Origin of the sequence: Kitasatospora sp. NBC_01302 (genome assembly GCF_035976515.1) — a bacterium.
Taxonomy (GTDB): Bacteria; Actinomycetota; Actinomycetes; order Streptomycetales; family Streptomycetaceae; genus Kitasatospora.
On the sequence record NZ_CP108404.1, the window covers coordinates 1,510,313 to 1,534,514 of the forward strand.

The 24,202-nt window shown below is 74.4% G+C and carries 16 protein-coding genes; 8 read left to right on the forward strand and 8 right to left on the reverse strand.

What is annotated here, in order from left to right:
- Positions 1-491 precede the first annotated feature (491 nt).
- The gene (locus tag OG294_RS06760; RefSeq protein WP_327065502.1) at positions 492-1,649 is read left to right on the forward strand and encodes an ROK family protein; all 1,158 of its coding nucleotides are present in this window, start codon (positions 492-494) and stop codon (positions 1,647-1,649) included.
- Between the two features lie 86 nt (positions 1,650-1,735).
- Here OG294_RS06760 and OG294_RS06765 read toward each other — a convergent pair whose 3' ends face one another.
- A complete protein-coding gene (locus OG294_RS06765) occupies positions 1,736-2,515 on the reverse strand; it encodes a GntR family transcriptional regulator (protein ID WP_327065503.1) in 780 nt (259 codons plus the stop codon).
- Positions 2,516-2,831: 316 nt separating this feature from the next.
- On the opposite strand from OG294_RS06765, the gene OG294_RS06770 reads away from it, so the two are divergent.
- The 3 genes from OG294_RS06770 (at position 2,832) to OG294_RS06780 (ending at position 9,158) form a co-directional block, all read left to right on the forward strand.
- The gene (locus OG294_RS06770) at positions 2,832-3,629 is read left to right on the forward strand and encodes an exodeoxyribonuclease III (protein ID WP_327065504.1); all 798 of its coding nucleotides are present in this window, start codon (positions 2,832-2,834) and stop codon (positions 3,627-3,629) included.
- Positions 3,629-6,628 carry an AfsR/SARP family transcriptional regulator gene (locus OG294_RS06775; protein ID WP_327065505.1) on the forward strand — a complete coding sequence of 1,000 codons (3,000 nt, stop codon included), beginning with the start codon at positions 3,629-3,631 and terminating at the stop codon, positions 6,626-6,628. The genes OG294_RS06770 and OG294_RS06775 overlap by 1 nt, the downstream gene beginning before the upstream one ends.
- Positions 6,629-6,821: 193 nt before the next feature.
- The gene (locus OG294_RS06780; protein ID WP_327065506.1) at positions 6,822-9,158 is read left to right on the forward strand and encodes a LuxR C-terminal-related transcriptional regulator; all 2,337 of its coding nucleotides are present in this window, start codon (positions 6,822-6,824) and stop codon (positions 9,156-9,158) included.
- Here the strand turns inward: OG294_RS06780 and OG294_RS06785 are convergent.
- Complete coding sequence (locus tag OG294_RS06785) at positions 9,086-10,855, reverse strand: ABC transporter ATP-binding protein (RefSeq protein WP_327065507.1); 1,770 nt, start codon at positions 10,853-10,855, stop codon at positions 9,086-9,088. The two genes, OG294_RS06780 and OG294_RS06785, sit on opposite strands and share 73 nt — an antisense overlap.
- 509 nt (positions 10,856-11,364) lie before the next feature.
- On the opposite strand from OG294_RS06785, the gene OG294_RS06790 reads away from it, so the two are divergent.
- On the forward strand, positions 11,365-13,281 hold the full coding sequence (locus OG294_RS06790) for a RiPP maturation radical SAM C-methyltransferase (RefSeq protein ID WP_327065508.1): 1,917 nt from the start codon (positions 11,365-11,367) through the stop codon (positions 13,279-13,281).
- A 42-nt stretch (positions 13,282-13,323) separates the two neighbouring features.
- Entirely contained in the window at positions 13,324-14,043 is a 720-nt protein-coding gene (locus OG294_RS06795; RefSeq protein ID WP_327065509.1) for a DUF5825 family protein, read from the forward strand.
- A 13-nt stretch (positions 14,044-14,056) separates the two neighbouring features.
- Here the strand turns inward: OG294_RS06795 and OG294_RS06800 are convergent, their stop codons facing one another.
- Positions 14,057-14,713, reverse strand: coding sequence for an NAD(P)H-binding protein (locus OG294_RS06800; protein WP_327065510.1), 657 nt, complete (start codon positions 14,711-14,713; stop codon positions 14,057-14,059).
- Positions 14,714-15,029: 316 nt separating this feature from the next.
- On the opposite strand from OG294_RS06800, the gene OG294_RS06805 reads away from it, so the two are divergent.
- Both OG294_RS06805 and OG294_RS06810 read left to right on the forward strand, forming a co-directional pair.
- Positions 15,030-15,734, forward strand: a complete 705-nt coding sequence (locus OG294_RS06805; RefSeq protein WP_327071462.1) for a Mut7-C RNAse domain-containing protein — start codon at positions 15,030-15,032, stop codon at positions 15,732-15,734.
- A gap of 111 nt (positions 15,735-15,845) precedes the next feature.
- The gene (locus OG294_RS06810) at positions 15,846-16,271 is read left to right on the forward strand and encodes a DoxX family protein (protein ID WP_327065511.1); all 426 of its coding nucleotides are present in this window, start codon (positions 15,846-15,848) and stop codon (positions 16,269-16,271) included.
- Between the two features lie 12 nt (positions 16,272-16,283).
- Here OG294_RS06810 and OG294_RS06815 read toward each other — a convergent pair whose 3' ends face one another.
- The 5 genes from OG294_RS06815 to OG294_RS06835 all read right to left on the reverse strand — a co-directional run bounded on the left by OG294_RS06815 (position 16,284) and on the right by OG294_RS06835 (position 24,066).
- A complete protein-coding gene (locus OG294_RS06815; protein ID WP_327065512.1) occupies positions 16,284-17,435 on the reverse strand; it encodes an alpha-hydroxy acid oxidase in 1,152 nt (383 codons plus the stop codon).
- 149 nt (positions 17,436-17,584) lie between these two features.
- Positions 17,585-20,038, reverse strand: coding sequence for a SpoIIE family protein phosphatase (locus tag OG294_RS06820; RefSeq protein WP_327065513.1), 2,454 nt, complete (start codon positions 20,036-20,038; stop codon positions 17,585-17,587).
- 127 nt (positions 20,039-20,165) lie between these two features.
- Complete coding sequence (locus OG294_RS06825) at positions 20,166-21,806, reverse strand: APC family permease (protein WP_327065514.1); 1,641 nt, start codon at positions 21,804-21,806, stop codon at positions 20,166-20,168.
- A 324-nt stretch (positions 21,807-22,130) separates the two neighbouring features.
- Positions 22,131-23,315 carry a hypothetical protein gene (locus OG294_RS06830; RefSeq protein ID WP_327065515.1) on the reverse strand — a complete coding sequence of 395 codons (1,185 nt, stop codon included), beginning with the start codon at positions 23,313-23,315 and terminating at the stop codon, positions 22,131-22,133.
- A 160-nt stretch (positions 23,316-23,475) separates the two neighbouring features.
- Positions 23,476-24,066, reverse strand: a complete 591-nt coding sequence (locus tag OG294_RS06835; RefSeq protein WP_327065516.1) for a hypothetical protein — start codon at positions 24,064-24,066, stop codon at positions 23,476-23,478.
- Positions 24,067-24,202 lie beyond the last annotated feature (136 nt).

The window sequence follows — 24,202 nt, forward strand, 5'->3', positions numbered from 1 at the left end:
CGCCGGGGTTCCCCCCGCACGGCCTGACATCCCGTCAGTCACGGCCTGGGCCGTGTCTCACAATTCCCGCCAGGCGCGCGACGCCGGCCCGCAGCGTCAGCTGCTGATGTCGCTGCCCGCCTGGACGCACCGGCGAATCATCCACGTACGACCCAGTACGAGGACGCTTCGCCGGCACACCCAGCCGGGCGCCACCCAGCCGCCAGGCTGGGTGGTGGGGGTACCTCCCGGCCGAAGGCTGGGGGAGCCGCACGCTGATCCGACGCGAATTGTGAGACACGGCCTAGGTCAACTTTCGATACCGAACCAGTCATGAGCTGCGCATTTGCTCGCGACCAGGATGCCCCGCGGGTACGATCCGGCTGACGCCCTCCGGCGTGCGGTGCTCCTCGCGACGCCGCCGGACGGCCCGTGCCGCGGAGCAACGGAGCTCACCGTGCACTTGTCACCGCGCGCCACCTGCAGTCGCGCGAACGCGGAAAGGCAGCGACTTGGCGGATCGGCTCACCGGAGGGGACTCCTCGCTGCTGCGTCGGATCAACGCCGCGGTCACCCTGCGCGCGCTGCGCGACGGGCAGGCCGTCACGCTGACCCAGCTGGTCGGCGACACCGGGCTGTCCCGGCCGACCGTCGAGGGTGTGATCGAGGGCCTGATGGAGTCCGGCCTGGTCGCCGAGGTGGACCAGGCCCAGGAGAGCGGTCGCCAGCGCGGCCGTCCGGCCCGCTGGTTCCGCTTCCGTGCCGAGGCCGGGCACATCCTGGGTGTCGAGATCGGCGTCCACGTCGTCCGCGTCGTGCTGGCCGACCTGACCGGCCGCCAGATCGGCACCTTCGCGCGCCTGGTCGACGAGACGCTCGACGCCGAGGAGCGCCTGGGCGCCGCCCGCGCGGCCGTCGCCGAGGTGCTGCGCAAGGCCGGCGTCTCCCGCGACAACCTGTGGGCGGTCGGGGTGGGCACCCCCGGCATCGTGGACCGCGACGGCTCGGTGCGCCTGGGCACCGCGATGCCCGGCTGGACCGGCCTGGACCTCGGCGCCCGGCTGCGCCGCTCGTTCCGCTGCCCCGTCCTGATCGAGAACGACGCCAACCTGGCCGCCATCGCCGAGCACTGGCAGGGCGCGGCGGTCGGCATGGGCGACGTGGTCTTCGTGCTGGCCGGCCTGAGCCCCGGCGCCGGGTCACTGATCAACGGACGGCTGCACCGCGGCTTCGGCGGCGCGGCCGGCGAGATCGGCGCGCTGCACCTGCTCGGCCAGGAGGCCACCCCCGAGCGCCTGCTCTCCACCGGCGCCAAACCGCTGGACCCGCTGGACGAGGCGGCGGTGGCCCGGGTGCTGGCCCTGGCCCGGGCGGGCGACGCGGTGGCCCAGGTGGCGATGGACCGCTTCCTGCAGCGCCTGGTGCACGACGTCGCGGCCCTGGTGCTGGCGATCGACCCGCAGTTGGTGGTGATCGGCGGCTGGGCGGCCGGGCTGGACGACGTGCTCTCGCCGCTGCGCGAGCAACTCGCGCTCTACTGCCTGCGGGCGCCGGAGGTGGCGCTCTCCACGCTGGGCGAGGACGTGGTGGCGCTGGGAGCGCTGCGGGTGGCGCTGGACCAGGTCGAGGAGCAGCTCTTCGCGGTGGACCAGCCGACCTCCCGCAGCTGACCGGCGACCGAGAGCCTGACACGACCGAGGGCCGGACCCCTTCCTGGGAGGTCCGGCCCTCAGGCCTTCTCATCAGTCTTCGCGGTTCAGGAGGCGGTGCGCACCGGAGCCACCGGGGTGACCTCGACCAGGCCGGTCTCACCGAAGGTCAGCCGGCAGGTGTCGGCGCGGTAGGTCGAGACCGCGAGCGCGGCCAGCCGACCGCCCGAGGCGTACTGGGTGGTGACCACCAGGACCGGCGTGCCCGGCGGGCGCTGGAGCAGCGCGCCCTCCTCGGCCTCGGCCACGCCGAGCTCCACGGCCCGCGACTCGCCCTCCACGGTGAGCCGCTCCAGCCGGCGCAGCACCGAACGGGCCTGGTCCTCGCCCTCCGCCGGCGCACCCGACAGCCGGATCTCGGGCAGCTGGGCCAGCACCGACTCCGGCACGTGCAGCGACTCGGTGGCCACCGTCTGCCCCTGCTCGACCCGCACCCGGCGCACCGTGTGCACCGTCTCGCCCACCGGGACGCCCAGCGCCTTGGCCAGCTTCTCGGCCGCGGCGGCGCTCACGCAGTCCACCGTCTGCCAGGACTGCTCGCGGCTGCTGCCCGGCCAGCCCTCCTCGCGCCGGCTCACCGGCACGCCCACCCGCGGGGCGGCGACCAGGGTGCCGATACCGCGGCGGCGGACCAGCCGGCCCTCCAGCTCCAGCTGGTCCAGGGCCTGGCGCAGGGTGGCCCGGGCCACGCCGAAGCGGGCGGCGAGCTCACGCTCGTTGGGGATCACCTCACCGGTGGAGAACTCCGAGTCGATGGCGCGCAGCAGCACCGTGCGCAGGTGCCAGTACTTCGGCTCCGGTACCGCCGCGAGCTGAGCTGTCCCCACCGTGTCCTCCACCCTGGCCCGCGGTCGGCCGCTGTGGACGGGACCGCCGGCATCCTGAAGGACAGGGTGCGCCCCGGCCGCACCGGCGCGTATCGCCAGGTAGGGGCGCGGACTTTATCCGTCCTTCTTTATTAAAGGTCTTTGCAGTAAGCGACCCTAGGCTGCCCGCCGGGAGATGGTCAAGACCAATGACAAGCCTTGACGAGCCCGAAACACCCAGCAAACTCCCAGGCATCACAGCGCACACCCACCGCACCCCGCGCACCCCTCCCGCAGGCCGCCGTGGCCCCTGCCGTCCGCCCGGTAGGCTGCCCGGGTGACTGTGGTAACGACTGTGAATGTGAACGGGATTCGGGCCGCCGCGAAGAAGGGCTTCCTGGAATGGCTCGCCGCCACCGAGGCGGACGTGCTCTGCCTGCAGGAGGTGCGCGCCGAGAGCGGCCAACTGCCGCCCGAGCTGCGCGAGCTGCCGGGCTGGCACGCCGTCTGGGCCTCGTCCGCGGCGAAGGGCCGGGCCGGCGTCGCGGTCCTGTCCCGCACCGAACCGCAGCGCACCCAGGTCGGGTTCGGCTCGGCGGAGTTCGACGGCACCGGCCGGTACGTGGAGATCGACCTGCCCGGACTCACCGTCGCCAGCCTCTACCTGCCCTCCGGCGAGGTCGGCACCGAGCGCCAGGACGAGAAGGAACGCTTCATGGCGGAGTTCCTCGTCCACCTCACCGGCCTGCGCGCCCGGGCCGCCGCCGACGGCCGCGAGGTGGTGGTCTGCGGCGACTGGAACATCGCCCACCAGGAGGCCGACCTCAAGAACTGGAAGGCCAACCAGAAGTCCGCCGGCTTCCTGCCCGAGGAGCGCGCCTGGCTCGGCCGCGTCCTGGACGAGGCCGGCTACGTCGACGTGGTCCGCCGCCTCCACCCCGACCAGGCGGGCCCCTACAGCTGGTGGTCCTACCGCGGCCGCGCCTTCGACAACGACTCGGGCTGGCGGATCGACTACCACATCACCACCCCGGGCCTGGCCGACCGCGCCACCACCGCCCTGGTCGAGCGCGCCGCCACCCATGCCGAGCGGTGGTCGGACCACGCACCGGTCACGGTCGCGTACGACATCTGATGGACCCGAGCGAGCGTCCCGGCCCCGTGCGCTTCAACCTGCTGGGGCCGGTGCACGTCACCCTCCCGGACGGCGAGGTGGTGTTGCCCTCGGGCGGTCCGCGCGCGGTGCTGGTGATGCTGCTGGTGAACGCGAACCGGGTCGTGTCGGCGGAGCAACTGGCGTCGGCGGTGTGGGGCGAGGACCGTCCGTCCACCGCCATCGCGTCGCTGCGCAACCACGTCCTGCGCCTGCGCCGGATGCTCGGTGACGACACGGGGCTGCGGCTGCGAACCGTGGCGCCGGGCTATCTCATCAGGACGGATCCCGGTGAGCTGGACGTGGAGGAGTTCGTCGAGGGGTGCCGGCTCGGCGCGGAGCAGTTGCGCGCAGGTGAGGCCTCGGCGGCGCGGCGGACGCTGAGCACCGCACTGGACCTGTGGCGCGGCGAGCCGTTCACCGACCTGCCACCGTGTGTCGACGGCGCCGCGCGGGCCCACCAGCTCGACGAGACCCGCATGAACGCGTGGCAGGACCGTGTCGGCGCGGACCTGAGGCTGGGACGGCACCGGGAGCTGGTCGCCGAACTCCGCGGGCTCACCCGGGCCCACCCGCTGCGGGAGGCGCTGCACGGGCAGCTGATGCTGGCGCTGTACGGTGCCGACCGCCAGGCCGAAGCCCTCGCGGTCTACCAGGACCTGCGCAAGCGGCTGGTCGCGGAACTCGGGGTCGAGCCCTCGGCGCAGGTCGCGGATCTCCAGCTCCGGATCCTCGCCGCGGACCCCTCGCTGCTCGACCCGGCGGAGCAGTCCGAGAGCGGCGGGACGGCACCGGGCCGGACCGCGGGCACCGGACGCCGCGGCAGCAGGCCGGGCGCCGGGGCCGCGACGACCGCGAATGCCCCGGCCGGGTACGCGCCCCGCAACAGCCTCCCGCGGGACGTGGCCGACTTCACCGGCCGCGGCCCGGAAACGGACCGCCTGTTGGCAGCCGCGGCCGCCCCGGCGACCAGCGCCGTCGTGATTTCCGCGATCGACGGGATGGCCGGGGTCGGCAAGACCGCGCTGGCCGTCCACGTCGCCCACGCCCTGGCCGACCGGTACGCCGACGGCCAGGTCTTCGTCGACCTGCACGGCTTCACCCCGGGCCAGACCCCGCTGGAGCCCGGCGCCGCGTTGGCCCGGCTGCTGCGCGCCGTCGGGGTGAGCGAGGACGCCCTTCCCGCGGATCCCGAGGAGCGTGCACTGCTGTGGCGCAGCGTCGCCGCCGACCGCCGCCTCCTGATCGTCCTGGACAACGCCGTCGACGCCGCACAGGTCCGGCTCCTGCTCCCCGGATCCCCCGGCTGCCTGGTCCTCGTCACGTCGCGGCGCCGGATGCCCGCTCTCGCCGGAGCCGGCGCGCTCTCGCTGGACGTCCTCGAACCGGGCACGGCTGTCGCCCTGTTCGGCCAGATCTGCGGCCCGGACCGGATCGTCGGCCAGGAGGACGCCGTCGCCGAGATCGTCAGGCTCTGCGGCCACCTGCCCCTCGCCATCCGCATCACCGCCGCGCGCCTGGCGCACCGTGGCACCTGGACCCCCTCCCACCTGCTCGCCCGGCTCCGCGACCGGATCAGCCTGCCCACCGAGCTCCGGACGCAGGACCAGAGCGTCGCCGCGGCCTTCGCCGTGTCCTACGACGCCCTGGCCCCCGACCAGCAGCGGCTCTTCCGCCTCGCGGGACTGCACCCCGGCGACGACTTCTCCGCGTACGCCCTGGCGGCCCTCGCCGATCTGCCGCTGACCGGGACCGAGGACCTCGTCGAGGAACTCCACGACCACCACCTGCTCATCGAGCGGTCCCCCGGCCGCTACACGTTCCACGACCTGCTGCGCCAGCACGCCCGCGGTCTCGCCCGGTCCGAGGAAACCGACGCCACCGGGCGGGCCGCGCTGGAACGGCTCTTCGACTACTACGGCCACACCGCCGCGGCAGCGGCGGACGTCCTCTACCCCCACGAGTCGCACCGGCGCCCGCATCCCCCGAAACCCGCCACGCCCACCGACCCGCTGCACGGCGAGGAGAGCGCGCGCAACTGGCTCGACACCGAGCTGACCAACCTGATCGCCGCCGGCACGCACCCCGTCGCCGCCGCCACACAGCACAGCAGCGACCTCTCCGCGATCCTCGCCCGCTATCTGGACCACTACGGCCACTACGGCAAGTCCCTGACCCTCCACACCGCGGCCACCGAATCCACCACGGTCACGGGCGACTTGGCCGGTCACGCCACCGCCCAGACGAACCTGGCGGGGTCGTACTGGCTGCTGGGCCGCTACCCGGAGGCCATCGAGTGCTTCCAGGCCGCGCTCCTCGACTTCCGGAACCTCGCGGACCAGGCCGGAGAGCGCCGGGTGCTGACCAACCTCGGCGCGACCTACGCCCAGCTGGGTCGCCACGAGGAAGCGATCGACCACTTCACGTGGGCGATGGCCGCCTACGGAGCGGCGGGCGACCGCGCGGGCCAGGTGATCGTGCTGAACAACCTCGGCGCGGTCTGCGAGCGGACGGAGAACTTCGAGCAGGCGGCGCAGTACCACCGTCAGGCCCTCGAACTGGCCCGGGAGGTCGGCGATCACGTCACCGAGGGAAGGGCCCTGGCCAACCTCGGCATGACGCTGCACCACCTCGGCCAGCCCGCCGAGGCCGCACGGGTGCTGCACCAGGCCCTGGCGATGGCCACCAGAGCCGGCGACCGGACTCGCCAGATCTTCGCACTCAACGGCCTCGGCGACGTCGAACGCGCGACCGACCCCGCCCAGGCTCTCGCCCGCCACCACCAGGCCCGCGAGATCTGCGCCGCGATCGGCGACCGGTTCTCACTGGCGGCCTGTCACCTGCGCATCGGCGACGATCACCAGGCGATGGGCGACCCCGGCCTGGCCCGGGAGCACTGGGAGCAGAGCGCCGAGCTGTACACCGAACTGAAGGCGACCTCCCAACTCGAAACGGTCCGCACCCGCCTCGGCGGACCGTGACCCCGCACCGCGAGGGCACGGCCGACCACCGGTTGACAGCGCTTCCGCAACCGGTTGACAGAGCTGGTGTGTGCGGGAAAGCTGACCTCAGCAGCTGAAATGAATGGCGCAGGCTCGACTTCCCACGTCGCTCCCTCCCGCCACCGCGCTGCTCAGGTGCCTGGGGGAATTCGTGACGCGTACTCAGAAAGCCTTGCCGGCACGACCGGTCGGCGATGCCGCCGAGCTGGTCGCCGCCGTCCGCTCGCTGCTGGCGGCCGACGCCGGGGGCGGCGTCGTGCTGCACGGGCCGCCGGGGGTGGGCAAGAGCTGGCTCGCGCAGGCGGTCGCCGCCGACTGGCGGCGCACCGGCGGGCTGGTGGTCGTCGCGGCCACCCGGGGCCCGGTCACGGAGTCGAGCGCCCTGTTGCGCCACCGGGCCGACCCGTTGTCCCCGCCCGGCGCCGAGCAGCTGGTGCTGCTGGACGGGATCGACGCACTGGATCCCGAGCTGGGCCGCGCAGCCCTGGCCGCGGCGCGGACCGGGGGCGTCCGGGTGCTGGCCACCGCGCGCCGTCGCGCGGCGGCACCCGGCCTGACCGGCTGCCCGGTCGCCCCGCTCGCGGTGCCCGCCGACTGCTCGGGGGTGGCGCTGCAGGAGTTCTGCCAGGTCCCCTCGGTCCAGCTCTACGCCTCCCACGTACGGGAGTTGAACCCGGACTTCCGGATCGATCGGCACAATCAGCACCAGATCGCCCAGACCTGCGTGGACCTGCGCGGCGTCCCCGGCGCACTCGTGCTGGCGGCCCGGGTGGCGAGGCTGGAGGGCCCCGAGGTCCTCACCGCGATACTGGAGCGGCGCGCCGGGCCCGAGGGCCCCGAACTCGTCCGGCTGCTCAACGCCTACCGGCGGGGCCGGCCGAGCGGGCCGGTCCCGCAGCTCACCGCGGCCGAACGCCGGCTGCTCGCCCACGCGGTGCTGTTCACCGGCGGGTTCGGCGCGGAGGCGCTGCGCCAGGTGACCGGCGTGCCGGTGGAGGAGTTCACCGTGGCGCTGCAGACCCTGGTCGACGCGCAGTTGCTCGCACTCTCGGGGCTGCCGTCCGGGCGGCTCAGCGGCCTGACCCGGGTGCGCCTGCACCTGCCGCTCGACGTCCCCGCCCAGCCGCCGCCCGATCCGCGCGAGCCCGGCTTCGACCGGCCTGCGGCGCGCCTGGCCCACGCCCGCTACTACGCGCGGCTGGCCCGGGCCGGCGCGCGGCGGATCGAGGAGGGCGCCCAGCAGAGCGGGCTGGCCGCACTGCACTGCGAGGAGCGCAACATCCGCACCGCCCTCGACACCCTGCTCGGCGCGGGACCGGCCGGCGAGGCGCTCGACCTGATCGAGGACACCCGGGGCTACGCCGATGCCACCGGGATCGAGCTCGCGACGGCCGGGCAGCTGCGCGCCCTCGCCGCCGCGTGCCCGCCGGGCGAGCAGGACCGGCTGGCCCTGCTGCTCGCCGAGGCCTGCCTGCAGGCGGGCGAGGCCGACGGCCTGCAGGCGCTGCTCGACCAGGCGGTGGCGACCGGAGCGCCGACCGGTCCGCACGGCGCGCGCTGGCAACGCCTCTGCGCGGTGCGCGAGTTCTGGCACGACACTGCCGCCGGCTCGGCCCTGCTGGAGCGCGCTGCGGAGCAGGCGCTGCAGTGCGCACGGCGGGACGGCGCCGCCGGCGGAGCGGAACGGGGTGCCGCGCGGATCCGGCTGGAGGCGGCCCTGGCCCGGTTCCTGAGCGGCGACAGCGCCGGGGCCGTCGAGGCGGTCCGCCGCGTCCTGCCGGACGCGCTGCGCCGACAGGACGTCGTGGGCGCGGGCGGCGCCCTGCTCCACCTGAGCCTCTTCCTGGCGGCCACGGGCGACTCGGCCGCCGCCCAGGACTGCCACCAACGGGCGATGGCGAACCTGCGCACCCTCGGCGCGCCCGCCGTCCTCGGCGCGTTCCTCACGATCGCGGCGAGTCCGCTGCTGTCGGCCGCCGAGGTGCGGGCGCGCGGCGCCGTCCGGGTGCTGGCGGGCTTCCACGCCGGCCGGGAGGCCTGCCTGGGCACGCCCACCGAGCCCGACCTGGCGGTCAGCCGGATCGAGCGCCGCTACCGTCCCATGCTCAGCGAGCGGGAGTTCGACGAGGCGCAGCGCGCCGGGGCAGCCGTCCCGTTGCCGCTGCTGCTGGCCGAACTGGCCGTCCAGTACCGCCGAACGGCCGACCGGCCGGCACCGGCCGCACGCCCCGCCATCGCCGTCCAGGGCCAGAATGCCTCCAGTAACGATGTTCTGACACTGCGTCAGCACCAGGTGGCGCTGCTGGTGGCGGACGGCCTGGGCAACCGCCAGATCGCCCGCCAGCTGCTCATCTCGGAATGGACGGTGGTGAACCACATGCGGGAGATCATGAAGCGGCTCGGCTGCGGTTCCCGGGCCCAGGTGGCGCGCTGGGTTCACACCGGCGAGCCGAGCGGTCCCGCCGCCCGCGCCGACCCACCGCTCTGGCCCGCCACCAGCGCGCGGTAGCCCAGGCAGTCGGCCACCAACCGGTCGTGCGTGCCGATGCCGTGGACCCGGCCGTCCTGGAGGAAGACGATCTGATCGGCGTGCCGGACGGTGGACAGGCGGTGCGCGACCACCACCACCGCCCGGTCGGCGGCCAGCCGGTCGACCGCCTGCCGCAGCAACTGCTCGTTCACGCCGTCGAGCTGGGAGCTCGGCTCGTCCAGCAGCAGCACCTCGGCCTCGGAGAGCAGCGCCCGGGCCAGCGCCAGCCGCTGGCGCTGGCCACCGGAGAGGTCGACGGCGCCGGCGAGCCGGGTGTCCAGGCCCTGCGGCAGCGCGGCGATCTGCTCCGCCAGTCCGACCTGGGCGAGCGCGCTGCACAACTCGCCATCGGTGCGTCCGCCCTGACGGCCCAGCAGCAGATTCTCCCGGACGCTGGCCTCCAGCAGGGTGAACTCCTGGTCGACGTAGGCGATCCGGCGGCGCAGCACGTCCAGCGGCCACTCGGCGAGGTCGACGCCGTGCAGTTCCGCGGTGCCCCGCTCCGGCGGCAACAGCCGCTCCAGCATGGCGAGGACGGTCGACTTGCCGGCCCCCGAGGGCCCCACCAGTGCGGTCAGGCCGCGCTGGGCGACCTCGAAGCTGACGCCGTGCAGCACCCGCTCGCCACCGTAGCCGCCGGCCAGGTTGCTCAGCCGCAGGGCAGGGGCGTGCCGGTCCGGGTCCGGTTCCTGGGCCGGGCCCGGCTCCTCGGCCGGCAGGTCCAGCACCTCCTGGACCCGGCTCCGCGCCGCCAGGCCGGTCTGCAGCCGGCCGAAACCGGTGGCCAGCACCGTGAGCGGGGTGACCAGCTGGAACAGGTACATCATGAAGGCCACGAAGTCCGCCGCACTGAGGCTGCCCGAGGCCAGCCGGGCGCCGCTGCCGGCCAGCACCCCGACGATCGCGATCTGCTGGCCCAGGCCCATCACCGGGGTGATGAACGCCAACCGCCGGTCGGCCGCCACGGCGGCGTCGGTCGCGGCGGTGGCCGTGCCCGTCACCTGGTCGCCGATCGGCCCCTCGGCGCGGTTGGCCTTGACCGCGGCCAGCGCCCCGAGCGCCGAGTTGAAGCCCTGCGCCAGCGCACCCAGTGCCTCCTGCTGGGCCAGTGACCCCCGGCGCGCGCTGCGCACGAAGACCGCGATCACGCTGCCCGCCACCGCGAAGGTGGCGACCACGATGAGCAGCAGCACCGGATCGAGCAGCCCCATGACGACCAGCGTCAGGACGGCCGTGATCGCCGAGGCGGGCAGCGCGGTGATGCCCACGTCGAGCATGGTGCGCAGCTGCGCGGTGTCGGCGGTGACCCGGTTGGTGAGGTCCCCCGCGCCGATCCGGCGCACGTCCAGCACCGGCATCCGCAGCACGTGCCGCATCAGCCGCCCCCGGGTCTCCAGCACGGTCAGCTCGCCGATCCGGCCCAGCACGAAGGAGCCCCAGGCGGCGGCCAGCGCGGCGACGAGTGCGAGCACCACGAGCGCCAGCGCGTCGGACGCGGCCGAACGATGCTGCCCGAGGTCCTGGACCAGGTTGCGCACCGTCAGCGGAACGGTCAGCGAGGCGGCCACCGAGGCCAGCAGCAGAACGAACGCGAGGCCGACCTGCACACCGTGGCGGCGCAGCACGGCACGCAGCGGGCTCACCCCTGGCGTGCCGCCGGCAGCAGCAGCGGACATCGGACTCCTTCGGTAGGCGGGAGCGGCCGGAGGGCCCAGGTTAGGGAGCCCGCCCGGCCGCCGGCCATGACAGGAATCCGCCTGGCAGGGCGCCGGATCTGCCACCGGCTGCTGCCAGTTTCCTGCTCTGGCCGCGGCCATCGGCCCCTTGGTCTCCTGAAGGCGGCACGCCGGAGCGACCGGCGGCCGTCACCGAAGATCCTGAAGGAGGTAGCACCCATGAAGAAGGACGTCATCAAGGGCGACAAGCTGTCCGCCGCCGAGCCGCACATCAAGATGCCGCCGATCGGAGTCACCGTTCGGATCCCGATCACGCTCCGCGCCCTCACGCCGGCCTGATGAGCTGACCCGGGCAACCACCGCCGGTCGTCCCGGGCACCGCTGCCGGGGCGGCCGGCCGTCCCGGCGCAAGGAGTCCGGGCGCAAGAAGTCCGGACGCAGGAAGCCCGGCGAAGGAACTCCCGGCGCAAGAAGTCCCGGCGCAGGACAATGGAGAGGAGAGGAAGACCGTGCGCGTGCTTCTGGTCAACATGCCCTGGTCACCGATCGACGTGCCGTCGCTGGCCCTGGGCATTCTCAAACGGGCCGTCGACGAGAAGACGGACGGACAGGCGGAGGTGCTGCACGCCAACCTGGAGTACGTCGACTGGCTCACCCGGCAAGGGGAGTTCACGCTCGGCGACTACGAGTACTACTCGCTCGACTCCTACTTCCTCGGCTGCGGGGACTGGGTCTTCTCCTCCGCGCTGTACGACGACCCGCAGTGGCGCGAGGCCGAGTTCACCGAGCTGCTCGGCAGCCACCTGGACGAGGACCGGCTGCGCCAGGCCGTCGAACTGCACCGCCAGGCACCGCGGTTCGTCCAGGAGATCGCGCAGGCCATCGTCGCCGCAGCGCCGGACGTGGTCGGCTTCACCTCCACCTTCCAGCAGAACACCGCCGCGCTCGCCGCCGCCAAGCACGTCAAGCGGCTGGCACCGGGGATCGTGACCGTGCTGGGCGGCGCGAACTGCGACGGCGCGCAGGGCGAGGCGATGCACCGCAACTTCCCCTTCGTCGACCACGTCGTCCGCGGCGAGGGCGAGGTGGCCTTTCCCCAGCTGCTCAACGCGCTGGCGGCCGGCCGGGACCTCGCCACGGTGCCGAGCCTGTGCTGGCGCGACGCGTCCGGCCCGCGGGCCAACCCGATCAGCACCACCCCGCTGCCGCCGGCGGCGATCGTCCGGCCGGACTACCGCGGCTACTTCGAGCGGCTGGCCGCCTCGCACGCGCGGACCTGGACCGAGCCGAAGCTGGTGGTCGAGGGCGCGCGCGGCTGCTGGTGGGGCGAGAAGCACCACTGCACCTTCTGCGGCCTCAACGGCTCCTCGATGCAGTTCCGCAGCAAGCACCCGGACGACTTCTTCGCCGAGATCGTCGAACTCGCCCGCGAGCACCAGGTGCTGGACATGTTCGTGGTCGACAACATCCTCGACATGGGCTACCTGACCACCCTGCTGCCCCGCCTGATCGAGACCGGCTACGACCTGCGGCTGCACATCGAGATCAAGGCCAACATGCGCCAGTCCCAGCTGCGGACGCTGGCCGACGCAGGGCTCGTCTACGTGCAGCCCGGCATCGAGAGCCTCAACAACCGGGTGCTGGACCTGATGGACAAGGGCGTCAGCGGCTGCCAGAACGTCCGGATGCTGCGCGACGGTTCGGCCGCCGGCCTCTCGGTGGCCTGGAACTACCTGCACGGCTTCCCCGGCGAGCAGGACCGGGACTACGACGGGGTGATCGGCCAACTCCCGGCGCTGGAGCACCTCGACCCGCCCGGCGACCTGTCCGCCCGGATCGCCATCGAGCGGTTCAGCCCGTACTTCAACCGGCCCGAACTCGGCTTCTCCGAGCTGCGCCCGGCCCTCCCCTACCGGGTCGTCTACGACCTGCCGGAGGCCGAACTGCTCGACCTCGCCTACATCTTCGACGTGCCGCCGCGCGGCATCGGCGAGCCGACCGTGGCCCGGCTGAACGAGGCGTTGGCCGCCTGGCAGGAGCACCACGCGGCCAGTCGGCTGACCCACACCGACCTCGGCGACCGGATCGTCCTGGTGAGCCGGCGCCGGGCCTTCGACTGGACCGTCCTGGAGCTCTCCGAGCCGCTGGAACTGGCCGCCTTCCGACTGCTCGACCAGCCGCACGCACCGGCCGCACTGGCCCGCAAGGTCGCCGCCCGGCCCGGCTGCGCACAGGCGGACGCGGTAGCCGTCCAGGCACTGCTGGACCGCTGGTCGGCCCAGGGCCTGGTCTTCACCGACAACGGCCAGTACGTCCAGGTCGCGCCGCCCGCGGTCAACCAGGAGCTGCTCAGGCTCGGCTACCGGCGGGCCCGCCAGGAGGCCGAGGACTGGCCGGCGACCCGGCCCGAACAGGTGCCGGCCTGACCGCACCTCTCCGGACAAACCCCAACAGCAGCAGGAGAGTTGATGAACACCACGGCACTCACCGCGCCGCCGCGACCGGCCACCGTGGCGGTCCGGGCCTGGCGTGACGTCGAGCCGGTCACGCGGTACCTGCCGTCGATGTCCCTCGGCACCGTGGAGGTGGCGGGCCCGAGCGGGCCCGCCGCCCAGCGGCTCTGGGACCTCGGCGCCCGCCGGGTGGAGATCCCGGGCACGGTGGACCTCACCAGCCCCGACACCGCCACCACTACCGACACCGCCACCGCCACCGCCACCGCCACCGCCACCGCCTCGGCGACGGTCCACCGGCTCTGCCTGATCCGGGACCTGACCGCACGCGCCGTCCAGGTCGACTGGACCCTGCGCCTCGGTCCGCGGGCCGAGGCCTGGGAGGAACTCGGCCACCTCCAGCCGCCGACCGCCCTGCTCGGCCCCGCCGACCCCGACGCGGCACTGCGGTTGTGGACCGACACCCACCACGTGGGCAAGTGCCTGTGGCGCAAGGGCCCGGGGTTCGTCCAGATCCGCGACCGCCGCTGGGGCGAACTGCGCCGCTTCACGGTCGACGAGCCGGACTACCAGGAGGTCATCGAGCGCCTGGTGGACGGCGCCCCGCAGGCCGATCTGCCCGCGCACATCCTGGCCGACCTGCGCGGCGAGCAGTTGGTCGGCCAGGTGGGCGAGCTGTTCTGGTGGCTGCCCTACCGGGTCCGGCGCTGGGCGCACGCACCGATCGTGCTGTGAGGCGGGCGCAACGTCAGGCGGTGGCGACGGCCCGCGCCACGGTGTCCTCGCCCGACACCAGCTCCACCGTGCGTCCCACCAGTGGCGCCGGGTCGGCCAGCAGCGCGGCGATGACGGCGGCCACGTCGGCGCGCGGCACCGCGCCCCGGCCGGTCGAATCGGCCAGCCGGACCAGCCCGGTGGGCGCGTCGTCGGTCAGCCGCCCCGGGCGCAGCACCGTCCAGTCCAGGCCCGGGCGCGCGCGCAGGTCGTCGTCGGCCGCGCCCTTGGCCCGCAGGTAGGCGCCGAAGACCGGGTCCGCGCCGTCCCCGGCCCGGGCGTCGGCGCCCATCGAGGAGAGCATCACGTAGCGCCGCACCCCCGCCTGCTCGGCGCCGTCGGCCAGCAGGACGGCCGCCGCCCGGTCGACCGTGTCCTTGCGCGCGGCACCGCTGCCCGCCCCCGCACCGGCGGCGAAGACCACCGCGTCGGCGTCGGCCAGCACCTGGGCGACCCGCGCGCGGTCGGCGGTTTCGAGGTCGAGCAGGACCGGCTCGGCGCCGCGCTCCCGCAGGTCCGCCTCCTGCTCGGCACGGCGGATCAGGCCCACCGGGCGATCCCCGCGCTCGGCGAGCAGCCGCTCCAGGTGGAGGGCGATCTGACCATGGCCTCCGGCAATGACGATACGCATGCGGGCCACGTTACCGGCCGGGCGCTCCGCGGCAGGCTTCTGACACCGTGTCAGCACCGGATGGCGCACCGCCGACCGGACCGTCGGCCCCGACCGGCAGCTGCGCGTCCCGGGGCCGGCCCGACCGACCAGACCGGCCCGACCGGCCCTGCGCCGGGCCCGGAAACCTGCTGGCCCCGGCCGCCCCCGCGCTGGCATGCTGGACGGTGTGGAGCACATCGAGAACGTCGAGCCCGCGGTGGCCTCCGCGACCACCGCGACCACCACTGCCGTCGAGCGGCCCGAGGTCTGGCTCGAGGTGGCCGCCGAGCTGCGCATGTTCCTCCCCGCGGCGCGGCGGATCGGCCGGTCGATGGTGCGCACCGACGGCGCCGCCACCCTCGGCCACCTGGTGGAGTCGCTCGGTGTGCCGCTGACCGAGGTCGGCGAGCTGCTGGCCGACGGCCGCCCGGTGCCCGCCGGACACCTGCCCCGGCACGGCGAGCAGATCTCGGTGCGCGGGGTGACCCGGCCGCAGCCGCTGCCCGGCCCGCCCCGCTTCCTGCTCGACGTCCATCTCGGCACCCTGGCCCGACGGCTGCGCCTGCTGGGGATCGACGCGTCCTACGAGAACCCCGACATCGGCGACGCCGCGCTCGCCGCCCGCTCCGCCGCCGAGCAGCGGGTGCTGCTCTCGCGCGACCGGGGCCTGTTGCGGCGCCGCGAGCTGTGGGCGGGCGGATACGTCTACAGCCACCGCCCGGAGGAGCAACTGCGCGACGTGCTCTCCCGGTTCGCGCCGCCACTGGCCCCCTGGACCAGGTGTACGAGCTGCAACGGGCAACTGCGGCAGGCCGCGAAGGCCACTGTGCAGGAGCAGTTGGAGGACGGCACGGAGCGCTCCTACGACGCCTTCGCCCGCTGCGCGGACTGCGGGCAGGTGTACTGGCGCGGGGCGCACCACGCCCGGTTGACCGCGATCGTGGACGAGGCGCTGGGCGAGTTCGGCCCCGGCCGGCCGACACAGCCGGCCCGGCCATAGGGCCTGTCCGGACCTGACACTTCCGCGCGCCACGACCAGGAGCTACTCTCCGGTAACGACACCGCAGCGGGATCCGCCCCGACGGCGGGTCGCCGAACGATGGAGTGCCCCGTGCCCGCATCCTCGCCCCGCCCCGGCGTGCGGCCCTCGGCCTCCCCCGGGTCCACGCGCTCCGCGCGGCTGCTCGGCGGCCTGCTGATCGGCGCGGGCATCACGCACTTCGTCGCACCCCGCACCTTCGACGCCATGGTGCCCCGTGCGCTGCCCGGCAGCCCGCGCGCCTGGACCCGTGCGAGCGGGGCGGCCGAGCTCGCGATCGGGGCGGCCGTCGCCGCCCCGCGCACCCGCAGGCTGGGCGCGCTGGCCGCCGCCGGACTCTTCGTCGCCGTCTTCCCGGCCAACGTCAAGATGGCCGCCGACTGGCGCGACCGCCCGCTCCCGCTGCGCACCGCGGCGCTCGCCCGCCTGCCGCTCCAGGTCCCGCTGGTGCGCTGGGCGCTGCGCGTGCACCGCGCCGCGCAGACCGAGCGCAGCTGATCCGAGGCACCGTCAGCCCAGCACCCGCACCAGCCCCCGGTCCACGTCCCGCACCCGCGGACGCCCCGCCAGCGCCATCGCCTCCGTCAACTCCTCCCGCAGCAGCGCCAGCAGCGCGCTCACCCCGGCCTCGCCCGCCACCGCCAGCCCCCACAGCGCGGGGCGGCCCAGCAGCGCCGCGTCCGCGCCGAGCGCGAGCACCTTCAACACGTCGACACCGGTGCGCAGTTCGCCGTCCACCAGTACCGCGCAGCGCCCGCGCACGGCGGCCGTGATCTCCGGCAGCGCGGTGATCGCCGGTATCGCGCCGTCCAGTTGACGTCCGCCGTGGTTGGAGACCACGATGCCGGCCGCCCCCGCGTCCACCGCCCGCCGGGCGTCCTCGCTGGTCAGGATGCCCTTGAGGACCAGCGGCAGCGAGGTCTGCCGGCGCAGCCAGCCGAGGTCGGACCAGGTGATCGAGGCGTCGAACTGCTCGCGGGCGTGCCGGACGATGGCCGACCGGCCGTCCTGCCGGACATGGCTGGCGGTCATCAACTCCGGGTCCAGATTGACCGCATGGACGTGATCGGGCAGCGTGAAGGCGTTGCGGTCGTCCCGCAGCCGCCGGGCGACCTGGGGGGCGTCGACGGTGAGCACCAGCGCGCGGAAGCCGGCCGCCTCGGCCCTGGCGATCAGCTGGATCAGCGCCTCCCGGCGGCGCAGCCAGTAGAGCTGGAGCCAGCAGGGTCCGGCACCGGCCGCGGCGATCTCCTCCAGGGTCCGGCTGGCGAAGATCGAGGCGATGAAGAGCGCACCCTGCGCTCCGGCGGCCCGGGCGGTGGCGACCTCGCCCTGCGGATCGCAGAGCCGGTGGTAGGCCATCGGCGCGATGCCCACCGGCATGCCCAGCGCGGCACCGAGCAGCTCGGCCGCCGGGTCCACCCGGTCGACGTCGACCAGCACCGAGGGCCGGAGCCGGACCCGGTCCAGCGCCTGGCGCACCGCCCGTGGCAGCGTCTCGGTACCGCTGGCACCAGCCAGGAAGTCCCAGACCGGGGCGGGCAGTCGGGCCCGCGCCGGCTCCTCGTACTCCGCCACGGTGAGCAGCCGCGCCAGCATCTGCTCCTCTCCGTTCCCACTGCCCTGCACCGGCACCCGCCCCGCCGTCGGCAACTGCGCCACAGTCCACCACCCCTGCCCCGTCCATCGCACCAATGGTCTTGTGTGCGAATGGATCTGACGATAAGTCAGTTCGCTACTCTCCTCCGATCGGGGGCCGTGCGAAAGCCCGCCGCACGGTCCCGGCCGCCGCGCACCCGCCGCTACCGCTGCTACCGCCCCGGCAGTTCCTGCTCGGTCCAGATCGTCTTGCCCGAGGTGGTGTAGCGGCTCCCCCAGCGGCTGGTCAGCTGCGCCACCAGGTAGAGCCCGCGCCCGCCCTCGTCGGTCAGCCGGGCCCGGCGCATCCGCGGCTGGGTGCTGCTGCCGTCGGAGACCTCGCAGGTCAGCATGTCCGCCCGGATCAGCCGCACCACCACGGGCCCGCCGGCGTAGCGGATCGCGTTGGTGACCAGCTCGCTGAGCACCAGCTCGGTGGTGAAGGCCAGTTCCTCCAGGCCCCAGGCGACCAGCGTCCGGGTGGCGTCCTCGCGCACCCGGCCGACCGCCGCGGGGTCGGGCTCGACCGACCAGACGGCGGTGTCGGCGGCGGGCACCACCTTGGTGCGGGCCAGCAGCAGGGTCACGTCGTCGTGCAGCCGGGTCGGCGGCAGTCCGGCGATGATCCGCTGCCCGGCCTCCGGCAGCGGCAGGTCCTGGGCCCGGACCGCGGCCAGCCGCCTGGTCAGCTCGTCCATCCCGCTGTCGATGTCGCCCTCGCCGCGCTCGATCAGCCCGTCGGTGTAGAGCGCGAGCACGCTGCCCGGCTCCAGCACCACCCTGGTGGCCTCGAACGGCAGCCCGCCCACGCCCAGCGGCGGCCCGGGCGCCACCGGCAGGTACTCGGTGCTGCCGTCCGGGTGGGCGACGGCGGGCGGCGGGTGGCCGGCGCTGGCCACCGTGCAGGTCCGGGCGACCGGGTCGTAGACCGCGTACAGGCAGGTCCCGCCGAACGAGCCGGGCTCCGGCCGGGCGGCCCGGCCGGCGGCCCGCTCGCCCTCGGCCTCCGCCCAGGGGTGGCTCTGGACACCGGCGCCGTAGCGGCCCGGGTCCAGCCCCTCCGCCTCCAGGTCCACCTCCCCGTCGGCCGCCAGCGCCGCCTCCACGAGCAGTTGGGCCACCAGGTCGTCCAGGTGGACCAGCAGTTCGTCCGGCTCCAGGTCCAGGTCGGCCAGCGTGCGCACGGCGGTGCGCAGCCGGCCCATGGTGGCCGAGGCGTGCAGGCCGTGCCCGGTGACGTCGCCGACCACCAGCGCCACCCGGGCCGAGGAGAGCGGGATGACGTCGAACCAGTCACCGCCCACGCCGCCCACGGTGTCGGTCGGCAGGTAGACGCTGGCGGTGCTGACCGCGGCGACCGAGCGGACGGCCGGCGGCAGCAGGCTGCGCTGCAGGCCGATCGCGGCACGGTGCTCGCGGGTGTAGCGGCGGGCGTTGTCCAGCGCGAGCGCGGCGCGGGCGGCGATCTCGCGCAGCAGCGTGCGGTCCTCCTCCTCGAAGGCCTCCTTCCAGTGGTCGCGGCGCACCCCGATCCGGCCGAGCAGCAGGCCGCGGGCGATCAGCGGGGCGGTGACCAGCCAGGGCTCCCCCAGGTCCGCGGCGAGCCCGGCCGCCTCCGCTCCGTCCGGTCCGACCTGCACGCTGTCCCCGGTGGCCGGCACCGCCTCGGGCGGCCCCGCCACGGCCGTGCGGCGCAGCAGCAGCAGGCCGTCGCGGTCCGGGGCCGGCTCCTCGCCGGTGAAGACGGCGGGTGCCACCTCCACCACCGCGACGTCCGCGAAGTCGCCCACCAGCGCCTCGGCCAGCTGCTGGGCGCTCTCGGTGACCGACAGCGAGCGCCCGGTGGCCACGGTGACCTGGTGCAGCAGCGCCAGGCGCCGCCGGGTGCGGTACTCGTCGGTGATGTCGTTGAAGAGCGCGGTCAGGCCGATCACCGCACCGTCGGAGGCCTGCAGCCGGAACGCGGAGATCGCCATCATCCGGCCGCCGCGCGGGTCTATCACGGTGCGGGCCAGTTCCTCGGCCAGCACCAGCGGCCGCCCGGTCTCCATCACCTCGCGCAGGTGCTGCTCGAAGGCGGCGGCGTCCTGCGGCTGGAGGAAGTCGGCCAGCTTGCGCCCGGTGAGGGTGACCGGCATGCCGGAGTAGGGCAGCAGGTGGGTGTTGGTCCGCACGATCCGCAGGTCCTGGTCGAAGACCACCAGGCCGAGCCGGTCCTGCAGGAAGAGCTCGCGGGTGAACGCCTGGTCCTGGCGCCAGCGGTCCGCGGCGCCGGCCCGGGCACCGAGCACGACATAGCGGGCGCTGCTGCGGTCACCGAAGGGCGCACCGCGCAGCACCAGTATCCGGACCTCCAGCGCGATCAGCCGCCCGTCGCCGGTGTGGACGCTGACCCGCCCCGCCCAACTGCTGCCGCGCCGCGCGTAGCCCTGCGGCCCGGCCGTGCTCGGGGGGCCGGCCGGCTCGGCCGGTGCGGCCAGCAGCTCGCGGACCCGGCGCCCGCGCAGCACCCCTGCGGGGAGGGCCAGCAGCGTCTCGGCGGCGGCCGTGCAGTCCATGATCCTGCCGCCGCCGTCGACCAGTACCCCTGCCACGCCGTCGAGGAACGGGAAGCGGGAGTCGTCCATGCCGTCCACCTCGCCCGGTCGCGCTCTCTCCTCATCCTCCATCGGACTTCCCGTTTCGGCGCTGCGGCGCTCCGGGCAGTGACCGGAGACCGCCTGCCGGGCCACGCTCGGTGACGGGCCGGAGCGGTCAGTGGCCGCCCGCGTCGAGCACCTCGACATCGGCGATGTTGCGCTCGATGTCGGCCGCCGGCAGCGACACCGCCAGCGCCCAGTAGTAGACGGCCAGGGAGAAGACCGAGATCACCAGGATGTCCCACCACAGCGGCAGGTGGTGTTCGGCGCCCGCGCCGAACTGGCCCTGCCAGGAGACCACGCCCATGCCCACCAGGTAGACGGGCAGCCACTGGCCGGCCCGGAAGTCCATCCGGGGGGCGCCCGGCAGCCCCTTGGACCGGGCGTAGGCGGCGTAGGAGCCCAGCAGCAGGTAGCCGAGCAGGATCGAGGCGCCCAGCCGCCACAGCGTGTCCCAGCCGGACCAGTAGATGACCAGGCTGGCGATCACGAAGGCGAGCGGCGAGACGAACTCGCCGGCCGGCAGCCGGTAGGGCCGCTCCAGGTCGGGGAAGCGCTTGCGCAGCACGCCGAAGGCCAGCGGCGCTCCCGCGTACATCAGCACCACCGCCGAGGTGATGAAGCTGACCAGCCGCTGCCAGCTGGGGAAGGGCAGGAAGCAGAGCACACCGGCCACGAAGGCGATCAGCAGGCCGGCCCAGGGCACCGCGCGCCGGTCGGTGGCCTGCATCGCCTGCGGCGCGTAGCCGTTGCGGCTGAGGCCGTAGGTGATCCGGGAGCTGGAGGTGATGTAGACCAGGCCGGTGCCGGCCGGCGAGATGATCGCGTCGATGTACAGCACGGTGGCCAGCCCGCTGAGCCCGATCAGCGTGGCCAGCCCGGCGAACGGGCCGCTGATGCCCTGGTAGGTCAGGTTGCCCCAGCCCTTGGCGAAGGTGTCCGGGGGCAGCGCACCGATGAAGACCACCTGGAGCAGGATGTAGACCAGGCTGCCGATCAGCACCGATCCGAGCACCGCGCGGGGGATGTCGCGGCGCGGGTGGGTGCTCTCGCCGGCCCACTGGATGGCCTGTTCGAAGCCGAGCAGCGCGAAGATCACGCCGCTGGTGCTGATCGCCGAGAGCACGCCGCGGGCGCCGAAGGGCGCGAAGCCCTGCGAGGTGAAGTTGGAGCCGTGGAACTCCTGCGACGCGAAGATCAGGATCGTCACCACCGGCACGGCGACCTTCCACCAGGTGGCCGCGCTGTTGGTGCGGGCCAGCCACTTGACGCCGAGGAAGTTGATCGCGACGAAGATCGCGAGCAGCACCGCGGCGACCGCGAAACCCGAACCGGTCAGCGTCTGGTTCTTGTTCTGGAAGCCGTCCGCCCAGCTCCAGTGCCGGGCGTAGCCGATCATCGCCTGCACCTCGATCGGGGCGATGGTGGCGGCCTGCAGCCAGGTGAACCAGCCGAAGGACATGCCGGCGAAGCCGCCGAAGGCGTAGTGCGGGTAGCGCGCGGTGCCGCCGGCCACCGGGAAGAGGCCGCCGAGCTCGGCGTGCACCAGGGCGAGCAGCACGATGGCGATCGCGCCGACGCCCCAGGAGAGCAGTGCGGCGGGACCGGCGGCCGTGACGGCCTTCTCGGCGCCGAAGAGCCAGCCGGAGCCGATGATCGCTCCGACCGAGGCCCAGAGCAGGCCGAGCATGCCGACCTCGCGGCGCAGGACGTGCCGTTGGGAGTTGTTCGGGGGCGCCGGAGCGGGCGTTGCCATGGCTGGTCCTCTCGGACGACGGCGGGGGTCAGCCCGACGCTCCCGCAGAACGGCCCCGGCCCGCGTGCCGCACGCCGAACGGGCGCCATCATCGCCAGCCGTCCGGCCTAGCGGGCGAGGGATCATCACCTGCTGAGATGGATGTGACGGAGAATCATGTCAGCAAGCGTTGATTTGCGCGCCGGGGCGTGCCAGGCTCGACCCGGCCCCGCCAGGCCCTGCCCCACCCACCCGGTCCGGCCTGGGCCGGGAACCTTTCCCCTGCCCGGCCCAGGCCCCGGTCCTTCCGGATCGACCCCTCGGTCCTGCCGGACCGACTCGGCGTCAGCTCGGATCGCGCTCCGCCGAGGCCGCACGCTGCGCCTCGGCAGCCAGCACCGCCGCCAGGTTCTCGCGGCGGATCCGCCGGTCGAGGTAGAGCAGCCCGTCGGTCAACGGCTGCAGCGGCGCGGCCAGCGCCATCGCCAGCCCGTAGCCGACCAGCACGCAGCCGATCAGGAAGAAGACGCCGAAGGCCGTCGGCACGCTGCTCGTCACGGCCTCGCCGTACTCGTCGATCCGCTCGGTCGGGGCGCTGGTGCTCACCATGACCACCACTCCGATGATCATCGCGGGCACGGTGACCACCTGGGCGGCGAAGGAGCCGATCATCCGGACCACGTACGGGATGCCCAGGCTGCGCCACCAGGAGCCCTCGTTGAGCCGCCAGGCCCGGCGGACCGCCGCCACCGGCCGCTGGTTCTCCAGGATCAGCACCGGCGTCACCAGCGCCAGCCGGACCGCGGCATAGCCGCCGAACGCCGCGACGGGCAGCAGCAGGCAGGCGGTCAGCACGCCGAAGACGGCCGCGCTGCCGGTGGCCAGCCCGATCAGCGCCCCGGGCAGCACCGCGACCAGCAGGCCGCTCAGCGCCGCCAGGCCGAGCAGCAGCTGGGTGCGGATCACCCGCCCCAGGTAAGGCCGGCTCTCCGACCAGAGCCGGCCGGCCGTCACCGGCCGGCCGACCGCGGCGTGGCGCAGCACCGCCGTGCTCACGGTGGTCGCCACCAGCGAGAAGCCCCAGAAGCAGCAGAGCAGGAGCAGCACGCCGACGACCGCCGTGATGCCGACGGTGATCGACTGCCCGTCGGTCAGCTGGTAGTCCACCTGGCTGCGGGCGTCGTCGATGATGCCGCTGACCGCGCTGTAGCCGACCGCCAGGTAGACCCCGCACAGCGCGAGCACGACCAGGGCCGCGAGCGACAGCGGGACCAGCAGGGCCTTGGCGTACTGGCGCAGGGTGCGGAAGACGCCGCTGATCACCTCGCCGATGCCCAGCGGCGTCAGCGGTATGACGCCGGGCCGGGGCGGCGGCGGCCGGTAGCCCCAGGCGAGGCCGGGCGGCGGCCAGCCGCCCTGGTGCGGCGCGGGAGCGGGGTGGGGCGCGGGGCCCTGGTACGGCGCGGGATCCGGCCGGCGCACCGGCTCCGCGTCCGGATCCGGCGCCCGCCACACATCGTCGGCGCTCATCGTTCTGGCCTCCCCCTGTACTGCTTACGCTGTCCTGCTCCACCCGTGGAGCACCCGAGCGTACGGGAGCCGCCCCCGCCGCACGGCGCCGGGGCCACCGGGCCGGCCCCCGCCACCGGGTGCACGTCGTCGCAGGTGGCGGCGGGTCCGGGCGCGGCGTTCACCCCGTGCTGTACCAGTCCCAGGGCAGCAGCCCGTGCTCCGGCAGGTGGGCCTCGCGGGTGCTGATGGTGATCAGCGGGCGGTCCTTCCAGACGGTCGCGTCGTTGGCGCGCCGGCACAGCTCGGTGCGGGCGTGGTCGGTGTTGGCGACCAGCACCAGCACCGTCTCCTTCCGCAGGCCCTCGAAGACCGCCCGGTCCGGATCGGCCAGCACCGTGCGCAGCCGGGCGCGGTCGGCCAACCGGAGCCGGCCCCGGTCGCCGTAGCCGAGCGGCCGAGCCTCGGCGGTGCTCCTGGCCACGCCGCGAGCGAGCGTCAGCAGCGGCAGCAGGGTGGGGATCCGGCCCGGATCGGTGACGGCCTCGCCCTGGGCCGCGCGGTAGATGGCCAGGCCCAACAGGGTCCGCACGGCCTCCAGATCGCCGCCGGCCACTCTGGGGTCGTGGCCGGCCGCCCAGCGGGTCAGGCCGAGGGCCCAGTACATGGACACCTCCAGTGCGGAGGCCTTGCCCATCAGCGCGGAGTCCACCTCCCACCACCAGTGCGGATCGCCCTCGGCCGCTTCGACGGCCGGCTCCAGCTCGTGCACAGCCCACCTCCCGGCGCGCCCGCCCACACCCGGGCCCGGGCGCGCCCTCCTATCGTGCTGCGGCACGCGGCGCGGTGTCCGCCGATCGGGCAAACCCGCGCGCGGGGCCGGGCGGGCCGCCGCACCGGCCCGCCCG